A 12,437-nucleotide genomic window follows, 5' to 3' on the forward strand; every position below is an offset into this window, starting at 1 on the left:
TGGTTGAGAAAAGATTTCCTATGAGCAGCAGTGTCGTTGTCGTCGGTTCCTTCAATGTCGATCACGTGTGGCGGTGCGAGTCGCTGCCGGCACCGGGTGCGACCATTGCCGGCCGCTACAGCACCGGCCCGGGAGGCAAGGGCTTCAACCAGGCCGTGGCCGCCTGCCGCGCCGGCGCCGAGACGCACTTCGTGTGCGCGCTGGGCGATGACGCCGGCGGCGCCACCGCACGCGAACTGGCCGCGCAGGATGGCTTCGGCCTGATTGCCGAAGCCAGCAGCGAGCCGACCGGCACTGCGGGCATCTACGTGGACGCGCGTGGCCGCAACACCATCGTGATCGGCCCGGGCGCCAACGCCGCGCTCAGCACCGACTTCCTGCAACAGCAGCAGGCATTGCTCACCAGCGCCAAGGTGGTGCTGGTGCAGCTGGAATCGCCGGTGCAGACCATTGAAGCGGCGCTGGCCACGGCCCGCGAGGCCGGTGTCACCACCGTGCTCAACACCGCACCGGCGGACGCGCCCTCGACCATCGGCCTGCTCAAGCTGGCCGATGTGATCACCCCGAACGAGACCGAGTTCGCCGCGCTGCTCGGCCGCCATGTCGGTGAGCGCGTGGATGCCAACGATGTCGCCGCGCTGGATGGCGCCAGCCTGCATGCGCTCTGCCGCAAGCTGGTCGGCAACGGTACCGTGGTGGTGACCCTGGGTTCGGTGGGCGTGTTCGTCTCGCATGCCGACGAGAACCTGCGCGGCGATACCCAGCCGTACTACCGCGTCGGCGCCGAGCAGGTGCAGGCCATCGACACCACCGGTGCCGGTGATGCCTTCAACGGTGCGCTGGCCGCGTCGCTGGCGCAGGTGGCCGACGCCCCGTTCGCCCGCCACGTGCGCTTTGCCAACCAGTTCGCCGGTCGCTCGACCGAGAAGGAAGGCGCTGCAGCGGCGATGCCGCGCTTCACCCCGGCCGAGGCCGAAGCCAAGTAATTCCACGCCACGCGTGGATGACAAGGCCCGGGTGCACAGGCACCTGGGCCTTTCTTTTGCCCATTGCCCAGCCCCTGCGACCGCCTGTCGCATTGCCCACACCCTGCCCCTCGCTCACGATCCGCGCAGCTTCCTTGCACGGGCAGGACATGGACGGATTCCCCTGGTTGCTGGTCGCGGCCGCAGGCAGTGCCGCTGCGGCGCTGCTGCATATCGGCTGCATCGCCTTCGGCGCCGCGTGGTACAGATACTTCGGTGCCGGCCAGCGCGTGGTCCGGCTCGCGCATGCGGGGCACTGGTGGCCACCGTTGATGACCGCCGGCATCACGGCCGTGCTGGTGGCCTGGACCCTGTACGCACTGGCCGCCGCGGGCTGGCATTCGCCGCTTCCGGCCAGCCGCCTGGTCCTGCCCGCCATCGCTGCCTTGCTGCTGCTGCGCGCCGCGACGGGCTTCGGCCTGGCGCTGTTCCGGCCGGGGTACAACGGCCGGCGCTTCTGGGTGGTCAGTTCGCTGGCCTGCCTGGGCCTGGGGCTGGCCTTCGCCCTGGGTACCCGCCAGGCCTGGCAGAGCCTGGGTTAGCCGCCCACCATCGCCCGCCCTTGGGGGCGACGGAAGCAACCGTCAAGCATCTGCTGATGCCGGTACGGCATGAGGTCGGTGCCGATCGGCCTGAACCGGACCGTACCCGACACGGCCGTACCGCCGCCCGCGCCCTACAATGGGCGCATGCAGATCGGCCCGTACACCATTGCCCCCAACGTCGTGCTGGCGCCCATGGCCGGCGTCACCGACAAGCCCTTCCGCCTGCTGTGCAAACGGCTGGGCGCGGGCCTGGCCGCCTCGGAAATGACCATCAGCGACCCGCGCTTCTGGAACACGCGCAAGTCGATCCACCGCATGGACCATGAGGGCGAACCGGCACCGATCAGCGTGCAGATCGCCGGCACCGAGCCGCAGCAGCTGGCCGAGGCGGCGCGCTACAACGTCGACCACGGCGCGCAGATCATCGACATCAACATGGGCTGCCCGGCCAAGAAGGTGTGCAACGCCTGGGCCGGCTCGGCGCTGATGCGCGACGAGCAGTTGGTGGCGCGCATCCTCGAAGCCGTGGTCAACGCGGTGGACGTGCCGGTCACGCTGAAGATCCGCACCGGTTGGGACTGTGACCACCGCAATGGCCCGCTGATCGCGCGCATCGCCGAGGACAGCGGTATCGCTGCACTGGCCGTGCACGGCCGCACCCGCGACCAGCATTACACCGGCCAGGCCGAGTACGCCACCATCGGTGAGATCAAGGCCGCCCTGCGCATTCCGGTCATCGCCAACGGCGATATCGATTCGCCGCAGAAGGCTGCCCACGTTTTGAAGGAAACCGGCGTGGACGCGGTGATGATCGGCCGTTCCGCACAGGGCCGGCCGTGGATCTTCCGCGAAGTGGCGCATTACCTGGCCACCGGGCAGGAACTGCCGCCACCGTCGCTGGCCGAAGTGCGCGACATCCTGCTTGGCCACCTGCACGCACTGCATGCCTTCTATGGCGAACCGCAGGGCGTGCGCATCGCGCGCAAGCACCTGGGCTGGTATGCCAAGGATCGGCCGGAGAACGCCGCCTTCCGTGCGGTGGTCAACCGTGCCGAAGACCCGCAGAGCCAGATCGCGCTGACCACCGAGTACTTCGACCGCTTGATTGACGGGGAACCGGCGCTGTCTTCGGCGGCCTGACCGCCCTGCCGCGTCACAACGTCGAGCCTGCTCGACCGAATTGAACTCCCAGAGCCCGCCTCCATGACCCCGCCGATTTCCTCCCCGACCTACCTGCACGGGTTCTCCGGCACCGAGCAGCAGCGCCTGATGACCCAGGCGCGCCTGCTGGAGTCGAGCATCTTCGGCCAGATCGACTACAGCGGCGCGCGGCGCCTGCTGGAAGTCGGCAGCGGCGTGGGTGCGCAGACCGAGATCCTGCTGCGCCGCTTCCCCGAGCTGCACGTGACCGGCGTGGACCTGAGCGAGACCCAGCTGGCCACCGCGCGCGAGAACCTGGCGCGCACCCCGTGGTGCAGCGACCGTTACACCCTGCAGCAGGCCGATGCCGGCGAACTGCCGTTCGAGGCGCGCAGCTTCGATTCGGCCTTCCTGTGCTGGGTGCTGGAACACGTTCCGTCACCGGCACGCGTGTTGAGTGAAGTGCGCCGCGTGCTGGCGCCGGGTTCACCGGTCTACATCACCGAGGTGATGAATGCCTCGTTCCTGCTTGATCCGTACTCGCCGCACCTCTGGCGCTACTGGATGGCCTTCAACGACTTCCAGTACGACCACGGTGGCGACCCGTTCGTCGGCGCCAAGCTGGGCAACCTGCTGCTGGCCGGCGGCTTCCGCGACGTGCACACCGAGATCAAGACCATCCACCTGGACAACCGCGAGCCTGCCCGTCGCAAGACCATGATCGCGTTCTGGGAGCAGCTGCTGCTGTCGGCGGCCGACCAGCTGCTGCAGGCCGGCTCGGTGGACGAGGAAACCGTGGAAGGCATGCGCCGCGAGTTCCGGCTGGTGCAGAACGACCCGAATGCGGTGTTCTTCTACTCGTTCGTGCAGGGCCGCGCGACGGTGTACTGAGCCGACGCGGCGCTGCTGATGTTCCCGCCATCCACGCAGGGCGTGGATCTACTCGGGCGCATGCCAGATCCGCTGCCACATGGCCGCCAGCCGGCGACTTGCGTCGGCGCGCGCGGCCGGGCTGCTGTAATCCGCCCGCACCTGCTCGGGCGTTATCGGCCGCCACTGCCCGTCGGCCTGCTCGGCGACGACGAAGTTGAAGGTGTAGTCCGGCTCCAGCCCCATGCGCAGGTCGCTCAGTACCAACTGGCCGTCCACGACCTGCGCACGCATGAAGCCACGGTTGAACCATTGCAGCTGCTGCACCGCCGGGATGGCCCGCGCTTCGCGCAAGGCCTGCAGGTTGGACGCATGACCTTCGAACCGCATCGGCCCATGGTCGGCCACCAGTGAGCGATCACCCACCACGTAGCCATTGGGCGTCATCGCTACCACCCGCCACAGCAGCGTATTGAACGGCATCGGCACCGAGAAGCGCGGCGCGTCACCCAGGCCCATCGCCGCCAGGCTCTGCTGGGCGGCCCAATCGACCTGCGCCTTGGCGATCAGCCCCCAGCCCAGGTAGCCACTGCTGAACAGCAACGCCGCGCCCAGCACCTTGCCCGCCCAGGGCCGCGCACGACCAAACCAGGCCAGCACGCAGCCCAGCAGCAGCCACACCGTGTAGCCAGGGTCGATGATGAAGACGCTGGAGCCCATGGTTGGGTGTGGCCGCAGCGGCCACCACAACTGGGTACCGTAGACGGTGAACGCATCCAGCAAGGGATGGGTAACCAGCGCCAGCTGGATCGCCCAGAACCAGCGCAGCGGTGACTGCGCGACGCGACCATTGCCGAAGCGCTTGAACAACCACCAGATCAGTGCGGCCACCCAGGGCAGCACCAGCAGCGAATGGCTGAAGCTGCGGTGTTCGGTCATGTTCGCCACCGGGTCGGCCGCAGTGAAGCCAAGCCACAGGGCGTCGAGGTCCGGCAGGGTGCCGAGCGCGGCACCGGCCAGCAGGGCCGCGCGGCGATGGCCGGGCGGAGCGATGGCAGCAGCGACGGCGCCACCGAGCACGATCTGGGTCAATGAATCCATGGGCCGATGCTAGCGGCTTGCGCGCGGTGTATGTAGAGCCGAGCCCATGCTCGGCTGCCGTTACACGCAATGAAGAGCAGCCGAGCATGGGCTCGGCTCTACAAGGGCACACGCGGGCTATGCCGCCTGCGACAACCGCGCGCCCGGCAGCTCCACCAGCGTCTGGCCGTTGTGGTCCAGCAGGCGCAGCGCGCCGTCGTGGTCTTCGACCAGCGCGGTCAGGCTTTCCACCCAGTCCCCATCGTTGGCATAGACCAGGCCATCGCGTTCGACCAGCGAGGCGCGGTGGATATGCCCGCAGACGATGCCGTCCAGGCCGCGCCGGCGCACGTCGTCCAGGCCGGCCTGCACGAAGCGCTCGATGTAGCGTTCAGCCGCACCACTGCGCTTCTTCAGGAACTCCGATAGCGACCAGTAGCGCATGCCAAGCTGGCGGCGCACCGCGTTCAATGCCTGGTTGCCGGTGAGGATGCGGTAATACAGCCAGTCACCGAACTTTTCCTGCAGGCCGCCGAAGTGGGTCACGCCGTCGTAGTCGTCGCCGTGCGCGACCAGCAGCCGGCGGCCATCGGCGGTCACGTGGATGGCGCGGCGGCGCACCTGCATCGCCGGCAGCATCAGCCCGCACACCTGGCGCAGCGATGCATCGTGGTTGCCGGGGATGTAGATGATCTCGGTGCCAGCGCGACGCAATGCGTGCAGCGCCTGGATGACCTCGCTGTGCGACTGCCGCCAGTTGGCACGGCGGTGCGCCATCCACCACAGGTCGATGATGTCGCCGACCAGGTACAGCCGTTCACAGCGCAGTTGCGAGAGAAAGCGCGCCAGCTCGGTGGCATGGCAGTGACGTGATCCCAGGTGCACGTCGGAGACGAACACTGCGCGCCGGTGCGGCGACAGGTTCGCCAGCGTGCTCATGCCGGCGTCCCCGCGTCGCGCAGGTAACGTTTGCGCTTGTTCGGCCGGATCGCACACAGGTCCACCTCGATCAGGCCGTCGATCGAATCGCTGAAGTCCGGATCCACCCCGAAGGCGAGGAAGCGCGCGCCGCCCGGTTCGCACAGATCGGTGTACTGGCGATACAGCGTGGGTACGCCGGTACCGAGTGCAGCCAGGTTGGCCTTGAGCACGTCGAACGCGGCGCCTGCATCCAGCTCACCGAAACTGGGCGGTGCGGCGAAGTACTGGAACGGCCGGTTCGATTCGGCCATGCCGGCGGTGCCGCTGTAATAGCGCTGGTAGTACGCCACCAGCTGCTCGCGCGCATCGCGCGGCAGCGCCGCACTGATCGACACCGCGCCGAACAGGTAGCGGATCCCCGGCCGGCACTGCAGGTAGGCACCGATGCCCTGCCACAGGTAATCCAGGCTGCGGCTGCCCCAGTAGTCGGGCACCACGAAGCTGCGGCCCAGTTCCAGGCCTTCGGCGATGTGGCTGATGGCGTCGTCGGAATAGCGGAACAACGACGCACTGTAGAGGCCGGACAGGCCGTGCCGGGCCAACGCGTGGGCACCACGCATGATCCGGTACGCGCCAGCGATGCGCTGCGCGGCGGCGTCCCAGATCACGATGTGCTCGTACTGCGGGTCGTAGTTGTCGAGGTCACGGCTGCGGCCGGTGCCCTCACCCACCTGGCGGAAGGTCAGTTCGCGCAGGCGGCCCAGTTCCAGCAGCAGTGGCGAATCGGCAGTGCAGGTGGCCAGCAGGATCTGCTTGCCGTCGGCGGTCTGGCCCAGCCGGGTGGCGGCTGCGATGCCAGCGGCGACCTGCGAAGGTGGCACCGGGGCGGCCAGCGGCTCAGGGCCTGCGCAGGCAGCGGCATTGCCGGCCGCGCCATTGCGGCCCAGCGCATAGAGTGCCCGGCGTACCGCCAGCAGTTGGGCACCCGGATCGCCGCCGTCGCCCAGCCGCATCGGCTCGCCGATGCTCAGCCGCAGTGGGCGGCCACGACGGGTGAACATCTCGCGCGCCAGCAGCGCGGTACCGGCCGGCTTGAACAGGGTCGAGGCGCCATAGAACAGTGCCGAGTTGCGCGCTTCCACCCGCACCGGCAGCACCGGCGCACCGGCCGCGCGGGCAAAGCGGACAAATCCCCGCTGCCAGCGGCCATCGCGGATGCCGCGCAGCGACAGGCGCGAGACCTCGCCAGCCGGGAACACAATCACGCACTGCTCGGCGGCCAATGCCTGCTCCACCGCATGCAGGCTGCCGCGCTGCGCCTTGCCGCCCAGGATGCGCACCGGCAACAGCAGATCCTGCAGCGGCGCGATCGCCCCCAGCAGGTCGTTGGCCACGATCCGCACATCGCGGCGGATACGGCCGACCGCGTCCAGCAAGGCCAATGCGTCCAGAGCCCCGGAAGGGTGGTTGGCGACGATCAGCAGGCGGCCGGTGGCCGGAATCTTCGCCAGCGCGGCCGGATCCACCTGGTACTGGCCGCCGATGAACTCCAGGCCGGCGGCGACGAAACCGAAGCCGCGCAGGCCTGAGCTGCGCTGCAGGAAGGCTTCGATCTGGTCCAGGCGCGACCAGCGGCCGACGCTGCGCAGCAACGGCCGCGCCAATTGGCCGCGACGGCCATGGAACCAATCGGGGAAACGTTGCTGGAGACGCTGTTCGAGTTCCTGCATGGCGGATCCACTGATGCCCGTCGGCCGGATTGGCCGACAGCCTGCGCCCGGCAGGCGGCAGCCAGATGGCGGTTTCGGGGCAGAACGATGACGGCCGGCCCGCCTTGACGGCCGGGTCGCGGACTGCGCGGTCGGGAGGGTTGGGCAGCCCCGTCTGTTGTCACGCTGGTGGAACACTGGGCCTCGAGGCTGGCCCCCAATCCCGTCATGACGGCCCCTGCCGGGCCTACGCGGGCTTAACCACCGGCAACCGGTACGGGTTCACAATGCACAGGCGGCGCACCCCGTGTATCATTCGCGCCCATCTTTCCATCCGAATCAAGGGATATTACGCCTGATGTCCAGCTATCTCTTCACCTCCGAGTCGGTCTCCGAAGGCCATCCGGACAAGGTTGCCGACCAGATCTCCGATGCGGTGCTGGACGCGATCCTGACCCAGGACCAGCGCGCCCGCGTGGCCTGCGAGACCATGGTCAAGACCGGCGTTGCAATCGTGGCCGGTGAAATCACCACCAGCGCCTGGATCGACCTGGAAGCGCTGACCCGCAAGGTCATCACGGACATCGGCTACGACAGCTCCGACGTCGGCTTCGACGGCGCCACCTGCGGCGTGCTGAACCTGATCGGCAAGCAGTCGCCGCACATCGCCCAGGGCGTGGACCGCAAGAAGCCGGAAGAAATGGGCGCTGGCGACCAGGGCCTGATGTTCGGCTATGCCACCAACGAGACCGACAGCTACATGCCGGCCGCGATCCACCTGTCGCACCGCCTGGTCGAGCAGCAGGCCAAGATCCGCAAGAAGAAGAACTCGCCGCTGTCGTGGCTGCGCCCGGACGCCAAGAGCCAGGTCACCCTGCGCTATGAAAACGGCGTGGTCTCGGCCATCGACGCCGTGGTCCTGTCGACCCAGCACGCCCCGGGCATCAAGCAGAAGGACCTCATCGAGGCCGTCCGCGAAGAGATCATCAAGCCGGTGCTGCCGGCCAAGTGGCTGCACAAGGGCACCAAGTTCCACATCAACCCGACCGGCAAGTTCGAGATCGGCGGCCCGGTGGGCGACTGCGGCCTGACCGGCCGCAAGATCATCGTCGACACCTACGGCGGCTGGGCCCGTCACGGTGGTGGCGCGTTCTCCGGCAAGGACCCGTCCAAGGTCGACCGTTCGGCCGCCTACGCGGCCCGCTACGTGGCCAAGAACGTGGTTGCCGCCGGCCTGGCCGACCGTTGCGAAGTGCAGGTCTCCTACGCCATCGGCGTGGCTGAGCCGACCTCGATCTCGGTCACCACCTTCGGCACCGGCAAGATCAGCGACGACAAGATCGAGAAGCTGATCCGCAAGCACTTCGACCTGCGCCCGTACGGCATCATCAAGATGCTGGACCTGATCCACCCGATGTACCAGCAGACCGCGGCCTATGGCCACTTCGGCCGCAAGCCGAAGGAGTTCAGCTACCTCAACGGCGAAGGCGAGACCGTCAACGCCACGGCCTTCTCCTGGGAGAAGACCGACCGCGCCGCCGCCCTGCGCGCCGATGCGAAGCTGAAGTAAGCAACACGAAGGGCCGCGCAAGCGGCCCTTCTCTTTTCTGGTAGAGCCGGCCGCTGGCCGGCTTTTTCATGACCTCCGGAAACAATCGCGTGGTTGCCGGCCGGCGGCCGGCACTACCGGTTGCCGATACAATCGCCGCATGTCGACCGAACTGAAAACCCACCAGCTGTCCATGACCGTGCTGATGTCGCCGGAAATGGCCAATTTCTCCGGCAAGGTCCATGGTGGCGCCATCCTGCGCCTGCTTGACCAGGTGGCCTACGCCTGCGCCAGCCGCTATGCCGGCAGCTACGTGGTCACCCTGTCGGTGGACCAGGTGATGTTCCGCCAGCCCATCGCGGTGGGCGAGCTGGTCACCTTCCTGGCCTCGGTGAACTACACCGGCACCTCATCGATGGAGATCGGCATCAAGGTGGTGGCTGAGGACATCCTCAAGCGCAGCGTGCGCCACGCCAACAGCTGCTTCTTCACGATGGTCGCAGTGGATGAAGAAGGCCGGCCGACGCCTGTCCCGCCCTTGCAGCCGGCAACGTCCGACGAAAAGCGCCGCCAGGCCGCAGCACAGATCCGCCGCCAGTTGCGCCAGGAAATGGAGCAGCGCCACCTGGAACTGCTGGCGTCGAACCCGCCGTCGCCGGAAGAATAAGGACGTGCGGGGCAAGCCCCGCCCCCACCGAGGCCGCAGTTGCCGGCCAGCGGCCGGCACTACCCTTTCGAGTTCGCCGGGCCATGCCCGGTGGATGCGGATCAACCGGTGTTCTGCACACCCTGCGAAACGCCGTTCACGCACGCCACCAGCGCGCGCAGCAGATCGTCATCCTCGCGCCCGCTGGCCCGCCAGCGCTGCAGCAGTTCCACCTGCAGCACGCTGATCGGATCGACGTAGGGATTGCGCAGGCGGATCGACAGCGCCAGCCGCGCGTCGTGGTCCAGCAGCGTCTTCTGGTCCATCAACCCCAGCAGCCAGCGCCGGGTGAGTTCCAGTTCGCGCTGCACCTGCGGGAAGAAACGCCCGTGCAGTTCACCCGACAACAGCGAGAACTGCTCGGCGATGGTGATATCGCCCTTGGACAGCACCATTGCGATATCGTCCAGGAACGTACGGAAGAACGGCCAGTCCCGCGCCATATCGCGCAGGGTCTGTTCGTGGCCGGCATCGACCGCGGCCTGCAGGCCACTGCCCACGCCGTACCAGCCGGGAATCACCGCACGCGCCTGGCTCCAGGCGAACACCCAGGGAATCGCACGCAGGTTGCCCAGCGCTGCGTCCTGGCCGAGCCGGCGCGACGGCCGCGAGCCCAGCGTCATCCGCTCGATCACGTCGATCGGCGTGGCGGTACGGAAATAATCCATGAAACCGGCCTGGCCAACGAACCGGCGATACACCTCGCTGCTGGCCGCAGCCACCGCATCCATCACCGGCCGCCACGCATCCTCGCGCGGTTCGGCCGCGCGCGGGCGCAGGCTGGCGCGCAGCACTGCACCGGTAGCCTGCTCCAGCGACCGCAGGGCCAGCGCACGGATGCCGTACTTGCGATGGATCACCTCGCCCTGCTCGGTCACCCGCAGGCGGCCATCGATGCTGCCGCGCGGCGATGCATCGACCGCGTGCGTGGTCTTGCCACCACCACGGCTGATCGAGCCGCCCCGGCCATGGAAGAAGGTCAGGCGGATGCCGGCTTCGGCCGCCACCTCCAGCAGTTCCACCTGTGCACGCTGCAGGCCCCAGCGCGAGGCGGCGATGCCTCCGTCCTTGCTGCTGTCCGAATAGCCCAGCATCACCATCTGAACATCATCGCGTGCACGCAGGTGCGCGCGGTACACCGGATCCTCCAGCAGGTCGCGCAGCGTGGCGGTGCCGCGCTTGAGGTCGTCCACAGTTTCAAACAGCGGCGCGATATCGAGCGGCACGCCGCCATCGGCATCGACCAGGCCACCACGCCGCGCCAGCGCCAGCACCGCCAGCACGTCGCTGCGGTCGTGCGCCATCGAAATGATGTAACTGCCCAGTGCATCGCCGCCATGCCGCGCACGGGCATCGGCCAATGCAGCGAACACGGCGTCCAGCCGCCGGTTGCCTTCGTCGTCGCCTTTCGGCAACGGCACCTCGCCACTGGCATGCGGTGCCAGCAGGCGCGCGCGGCCCAAGGCATCCAGGCCCTCCCACGCCGGGTCGCCGCCCAGCACCGCCGCCAGCGCGCGCGCATGCACGCTCGATTCCTGACGCACGTCCAACCGCGCCAGATGGAAGCCGAACGTCTTCACCCGCCACAACAGCCGCTGCACGGCGAAGCCGCCAGCGTGTTCGCCGCGATTGGCGCGCAAACTGTCGAGGATCAGCTGCAGGTCGTCGATCAGTTCATCCGGGCCGGCGTAAGCGCCCTCGCCGTCTTCCAGCGTGGCCTGCAGGCGCGCGCGCATGCGATCGTTGAGCAGGCGGTAGGGCATGTCGGCATGGCGCGGGCGCGACTGTACCTGCGGCAGCAGCTGCTGGTAGTGCGCCACGCGCGCCTGCAGCGCATCGCTCACGCCCACCCGCTCGGTGGACTGGCTGAGCAGGCTGGCCAGCTGCAGCAGTTCCTTCTGATAGCGCGCCAGTACCGCCTGCCGCTGCGCATCCAGCGTAGTGCGGATGGTGTGGGCATCCACGTTCGGGTTGCCGTCCATGTCTCCGCCCACCCACGTCCCGAAGCGCAGCAGGCGCGGCAGTGGCAGCTCTTCACCATAGGTATCGCGCAGCGCCTGCTGCAGCGATTCGTACAGCACGGGAATCACGCGGTACAGCACCTGCACCAGATAGAAGCCGACGTGCTCGCGCTCGTCATCGACGGTGGGCCGCACCGGCGAGGAATCAGTGGTCTGCCACGACGCGGTCAGCGCCATGCGGAAGCGCGCAGCATCGGCGGCCGCTTCCCCCGGCGTGCGCTGGCCGTCGAGGTTGTCGACCAGGCTGGCCACCATCAGCTGCTCTTTCTCCAGCAGCGCACGGCGCACCGCTTCGGTCGGGTGCGCGGTAAACACCGGTTCGATGTCGATGCGCGGCAGCCACTGCGCCAGCTCGTCCAGGCCCACGCCCTGCGCCTTCAGGTGCTGCAGCGCATCCTGCAGGCCGTCGGGCTGCGCCCCTGCGGTACCGGCACGCTGGTAGTCACGGCGGCGGCGGATGCGATGCACGCGCTCGGCAATGTTGACCACCTGGAAGTAGGTGCTGAAGGCCCGCACCATGGTCTCGGCCTGCTGCGGCGTGCGCCCGGCCAGCCCTTCGGCCAGCTCCGACAGCGGCGCCTGGTTCTCGCGACGGGCGATGGCGCGGGTGCGCACGTCCTCGACCTCGTCGAGGAAGGCCGCCGATACCTGCTCGACCAGCAGGTCACCGACCAGTGCGCCGAGCCGGCGCACGTCATCGCGAAGCGGAAGATCGGGGGAAGCAAACTCGATGCTGCTGCGGTACTCGTTCATCGGCGACGCACAGGCCTCGGTCAACGGATCCAGACCCCAAGCCTAAACCAGAACGGGCAGCGTGCTGCGATGCAAAAATGGTTTCATCTGCACGCATCCCTGGCGGACGCAGCCGAGC

Annotated in this window: 10 protein-coding genes; 6 read left to right on the plus strand and 4 right to left on the minus strand. The window is 68.1% G+C overall.

Annotated features, from left to right (window positions below; genetic code table 11):
- Nucleotides 1–20: 20 nt before the first annotated feature.
- The 4 genes from HMPREF3114_RS12665 to HMPREF3114_RS12680 all read left to right on the plus strand — a co-directional run bounded on the left by HMPREF3114_RS12665 (nucleotide 21) and on the right by HMPREF3114_RS12680 (nucleotide 3,601).
- Nucleotides 21–986 carry a ribokinase gene (locus tag HMPREF3114_RS12665; protein ID WP_053500087.1) on the plus strand — a complete coding sequence of 322 codons (966 nt, stop codon included), beginning with the start codon at nucleotides 21–23 and terminating at the stop codon, nucleotides 984–986.
- 149 nt (nucleotides 987–1,135) lie between these two features.
- The gene (locus HMPREF3114_RS12670; RefSeq protein ID WP_053500089.1) at nucleotides 1,136–1,567 is read left to right on the plus strand and encodes a hypothetical protein; all 432 of its coding nucleotides are present in this window, start codon (nucleotides 1,136–1,138) and stop codon (nucleotides 1,565–1,567) included.
- 147 nt (nucleotides 1,568–1,714) lie between these two features.
- Complete coding sequence (gene dusB, locus HMPREF3114_RS12675) at nucleotides 1,715–2,710, plus strand: tRNA dihydrouridine synthase DusB (protein ID WP_053500098.1); 996 nt, start codon at nucleotides 1,715–1,717, stop codon at nucleotides 2,708–2,710.
- Between the two features lie 63 nt (nucleotides 2,711–2,773).
- A complete protein-coding gene (locus tag HMPREF3114_RS12680; protein ID WP_070489875.1) occupies nucleotides 2,774–3,601 on the plus strand; it encodes a methyltransferase domain-containing protein in 828 nt (275 codons plus the stop codon).
- A gap of 48 nt (nucleotides 3,602–3,649) precedes the next feature.
- On the opposite strand, the gene HMPREF3114_RS12685 is transcribed toward HMPREF3114_RS12680, so the two are convergent.
- From HMPREF3114_RS12685 to HMPREF3114_RS12695, 3 genes are all read right to left on the minus strand, one after another.
- The gene (locus tag HMPREF3114_RS12685; RefSeq protein WP_070489876.1) at nucleotides 3,650–4,681 is read right to left on the minus strand and encodes a metal-dependent hydrolase; all 1,032 of its coding nucleotides are present in this window, start codon (nucleotides 4,679–4,681) and stop codon (nucleotides 3,650–3,652) included.
- A 117-nt stretch (nucleotides 4,682–4,798) separates the two neighbouring features.
- Nucleotides 4,799–5,599: a UDP-2,3-diacylglucosamine diphosphatase gene (locus tag HMPREF3114_RS12690; protein ID WP_053498813.1), complete on the minus strand. Its 801-nt coding sequence runs from the start codon at nucleotides 5,597–5,599 to the stop codon at nucleotides 4,799–4,801.
- Nucleotides 5,596–7,311: a bifunctional ornithine lipid synthase OlsF gene (locus tag HMPREF3114_RS12695; RefSeq protein WP_070489877.1), complete on the minus strand. Its 1,716-nt coding sequence runs from the start codon at nucleotides 7,309–7,311 to the stop codon at nucleotides 5,596–5,598. Before HMPREF3114_RS12695 ends, HMPREF3114_RS12690 begins: the two co-directional genes overlap by 4 nt.
- 337 nt (nucleotides 7,312–7,648) lie before the next feature.
- Between HMPREF3114_RS12695 and metK the strand changes: the two genes are divergently transcribed.
- Both metK and HMPREF3114_RS12705 read left to right on the plus strand, forming a co-directional pair.
- Nucleotides 7,649–8,860 carry a methionine adenosyltransferase gene (gene metK, locus HMPREF3114_RS12700; protein WP_005408103.1) on the plus strand — a complete coding sequence of 404 codons (1,212 nt, stop codon included), beginning with the start codon at nucleotides 7,649–7,651 and terminating at the stop codon, nucleotides 8,858–8,860.
- Nucleotides 8,861–8,999: 139 nt separating this feature from the next.
- On the plus strand, nucleotides 9,000–9,506 hold the full coding sequence (locus tag HMPREF3114_RS12705) for an acyl-CoA thioesterase (protein WP_005415314.1): 507 nt from the start codon (nucleotides 9,000–9,002) through the stop codon (nucleotides 9,504–9,506).
- Nucleotides 9,507–9,607: 101 nt separating this feature from the next.
- Here the strand turns inward: HMPREF3114_RS12705 and ppc are convergent, their stop codons facing one another.
- On the minus strand, nucleotides 9,608–12,319 hold the full coding sequence (gene ppc / locus HMPREF3114_RS12710; protein WP_053498817.1) for a phosphoenolpyruvate carboxylase: 2,712 nt from the start codon (nucleotides 12,317–12,319) through the stop codon (nucleotides 9,608–9,610).
- Nucleotides 12,320–12,437 lie beyond the last annotated feature (118 nt).

It is taken from the genome of Stenotrophomonas sp. HMSC10F07, from assembly GCF_001807895.1.
Classification (GTDB): Bacteria; Pseudomonadota; Gammaproteobacteria; order Xanthomonadales; family Xanthomonadaceae; genus Stenotrophomonas; species Stenotrophomonas sepilia.

Excerpts from the sequence above, each read along its gene's own strand:
- HMPREF3114_RS12665 (WP_053500087.1), top strand. The coding sequence starts at position 21 with ATGAGCAGCAGTGTCGTTGTCGTCGGTTCCTTCAATGTCGATCACGTG.
- HMPREF3114_RS12670 (WP_053500089.1), top strand. The coding sequence starts at position 1,136 with ATGGACGGATTCCCCTGGTTGCTGGTCGCGGCCGCAGGCAGTGCCGCT.
- dusB (WP_053500098.1), top strand. The coding sequence starts at position 1,715 with ATGCAGATCGGCCCGTACACCATTGCCCCCAACGTCGTGCTGGCGCCC.
- HMPREF3114_RS12680 (WP_070489875.1), top strand. The coding sequence starts at position 2,774 with ATGACCCCGCCGATTTCCTCCCCGACCTACCTGCACGGGTTCTCCGGC.
- HMPREF3114_RS12685 (WP_070489876.1), bottom strand. The coding sequence starts at position 4,681 with ATGGATTCATTGACCCAGATCGTGCTCGGTGGCGCCGTCGCTGCTGCC.
- HMPREF3114_RS12690 (WP_053498813.1), bottom strand. The coding sequence starts at position 5,599 with ATGAGCACGCTGGCGAACCTGTCGCCGCACCGGCGCGCAGTGTTCGTC.
- HMPREF3114_RS12695 (WP_070489877.1), bottom strand. The coding sequence starts at position 7,311 with ATGCAGGAACTCGAACAGCGTCTCCAGCAACGTTTCCCCGATTGGTTC.
- metK (WP_005408103.1), top strand. The coding sequence starts at position 7,649 with ATGTCCAGCTATCTCTTCACCTCCGAGTCGGTCTCCGAAGGCCATCCG.
- HMPREF3114_RS12705 (WP_005415314.1), top strand. The coding sequence starts at position 9,000 with ATGTCGACCGAACTGAAAACCCACCAGCTGTCCATGACCGTGCTGATG.
- ppc (WP_053498817.1), bottom strand. The coding sequence starts at position 12,319 with ATGAACGAGTACCGCAGCAGCATCGAGTTTGCTTCCCCCGATCTTCCG.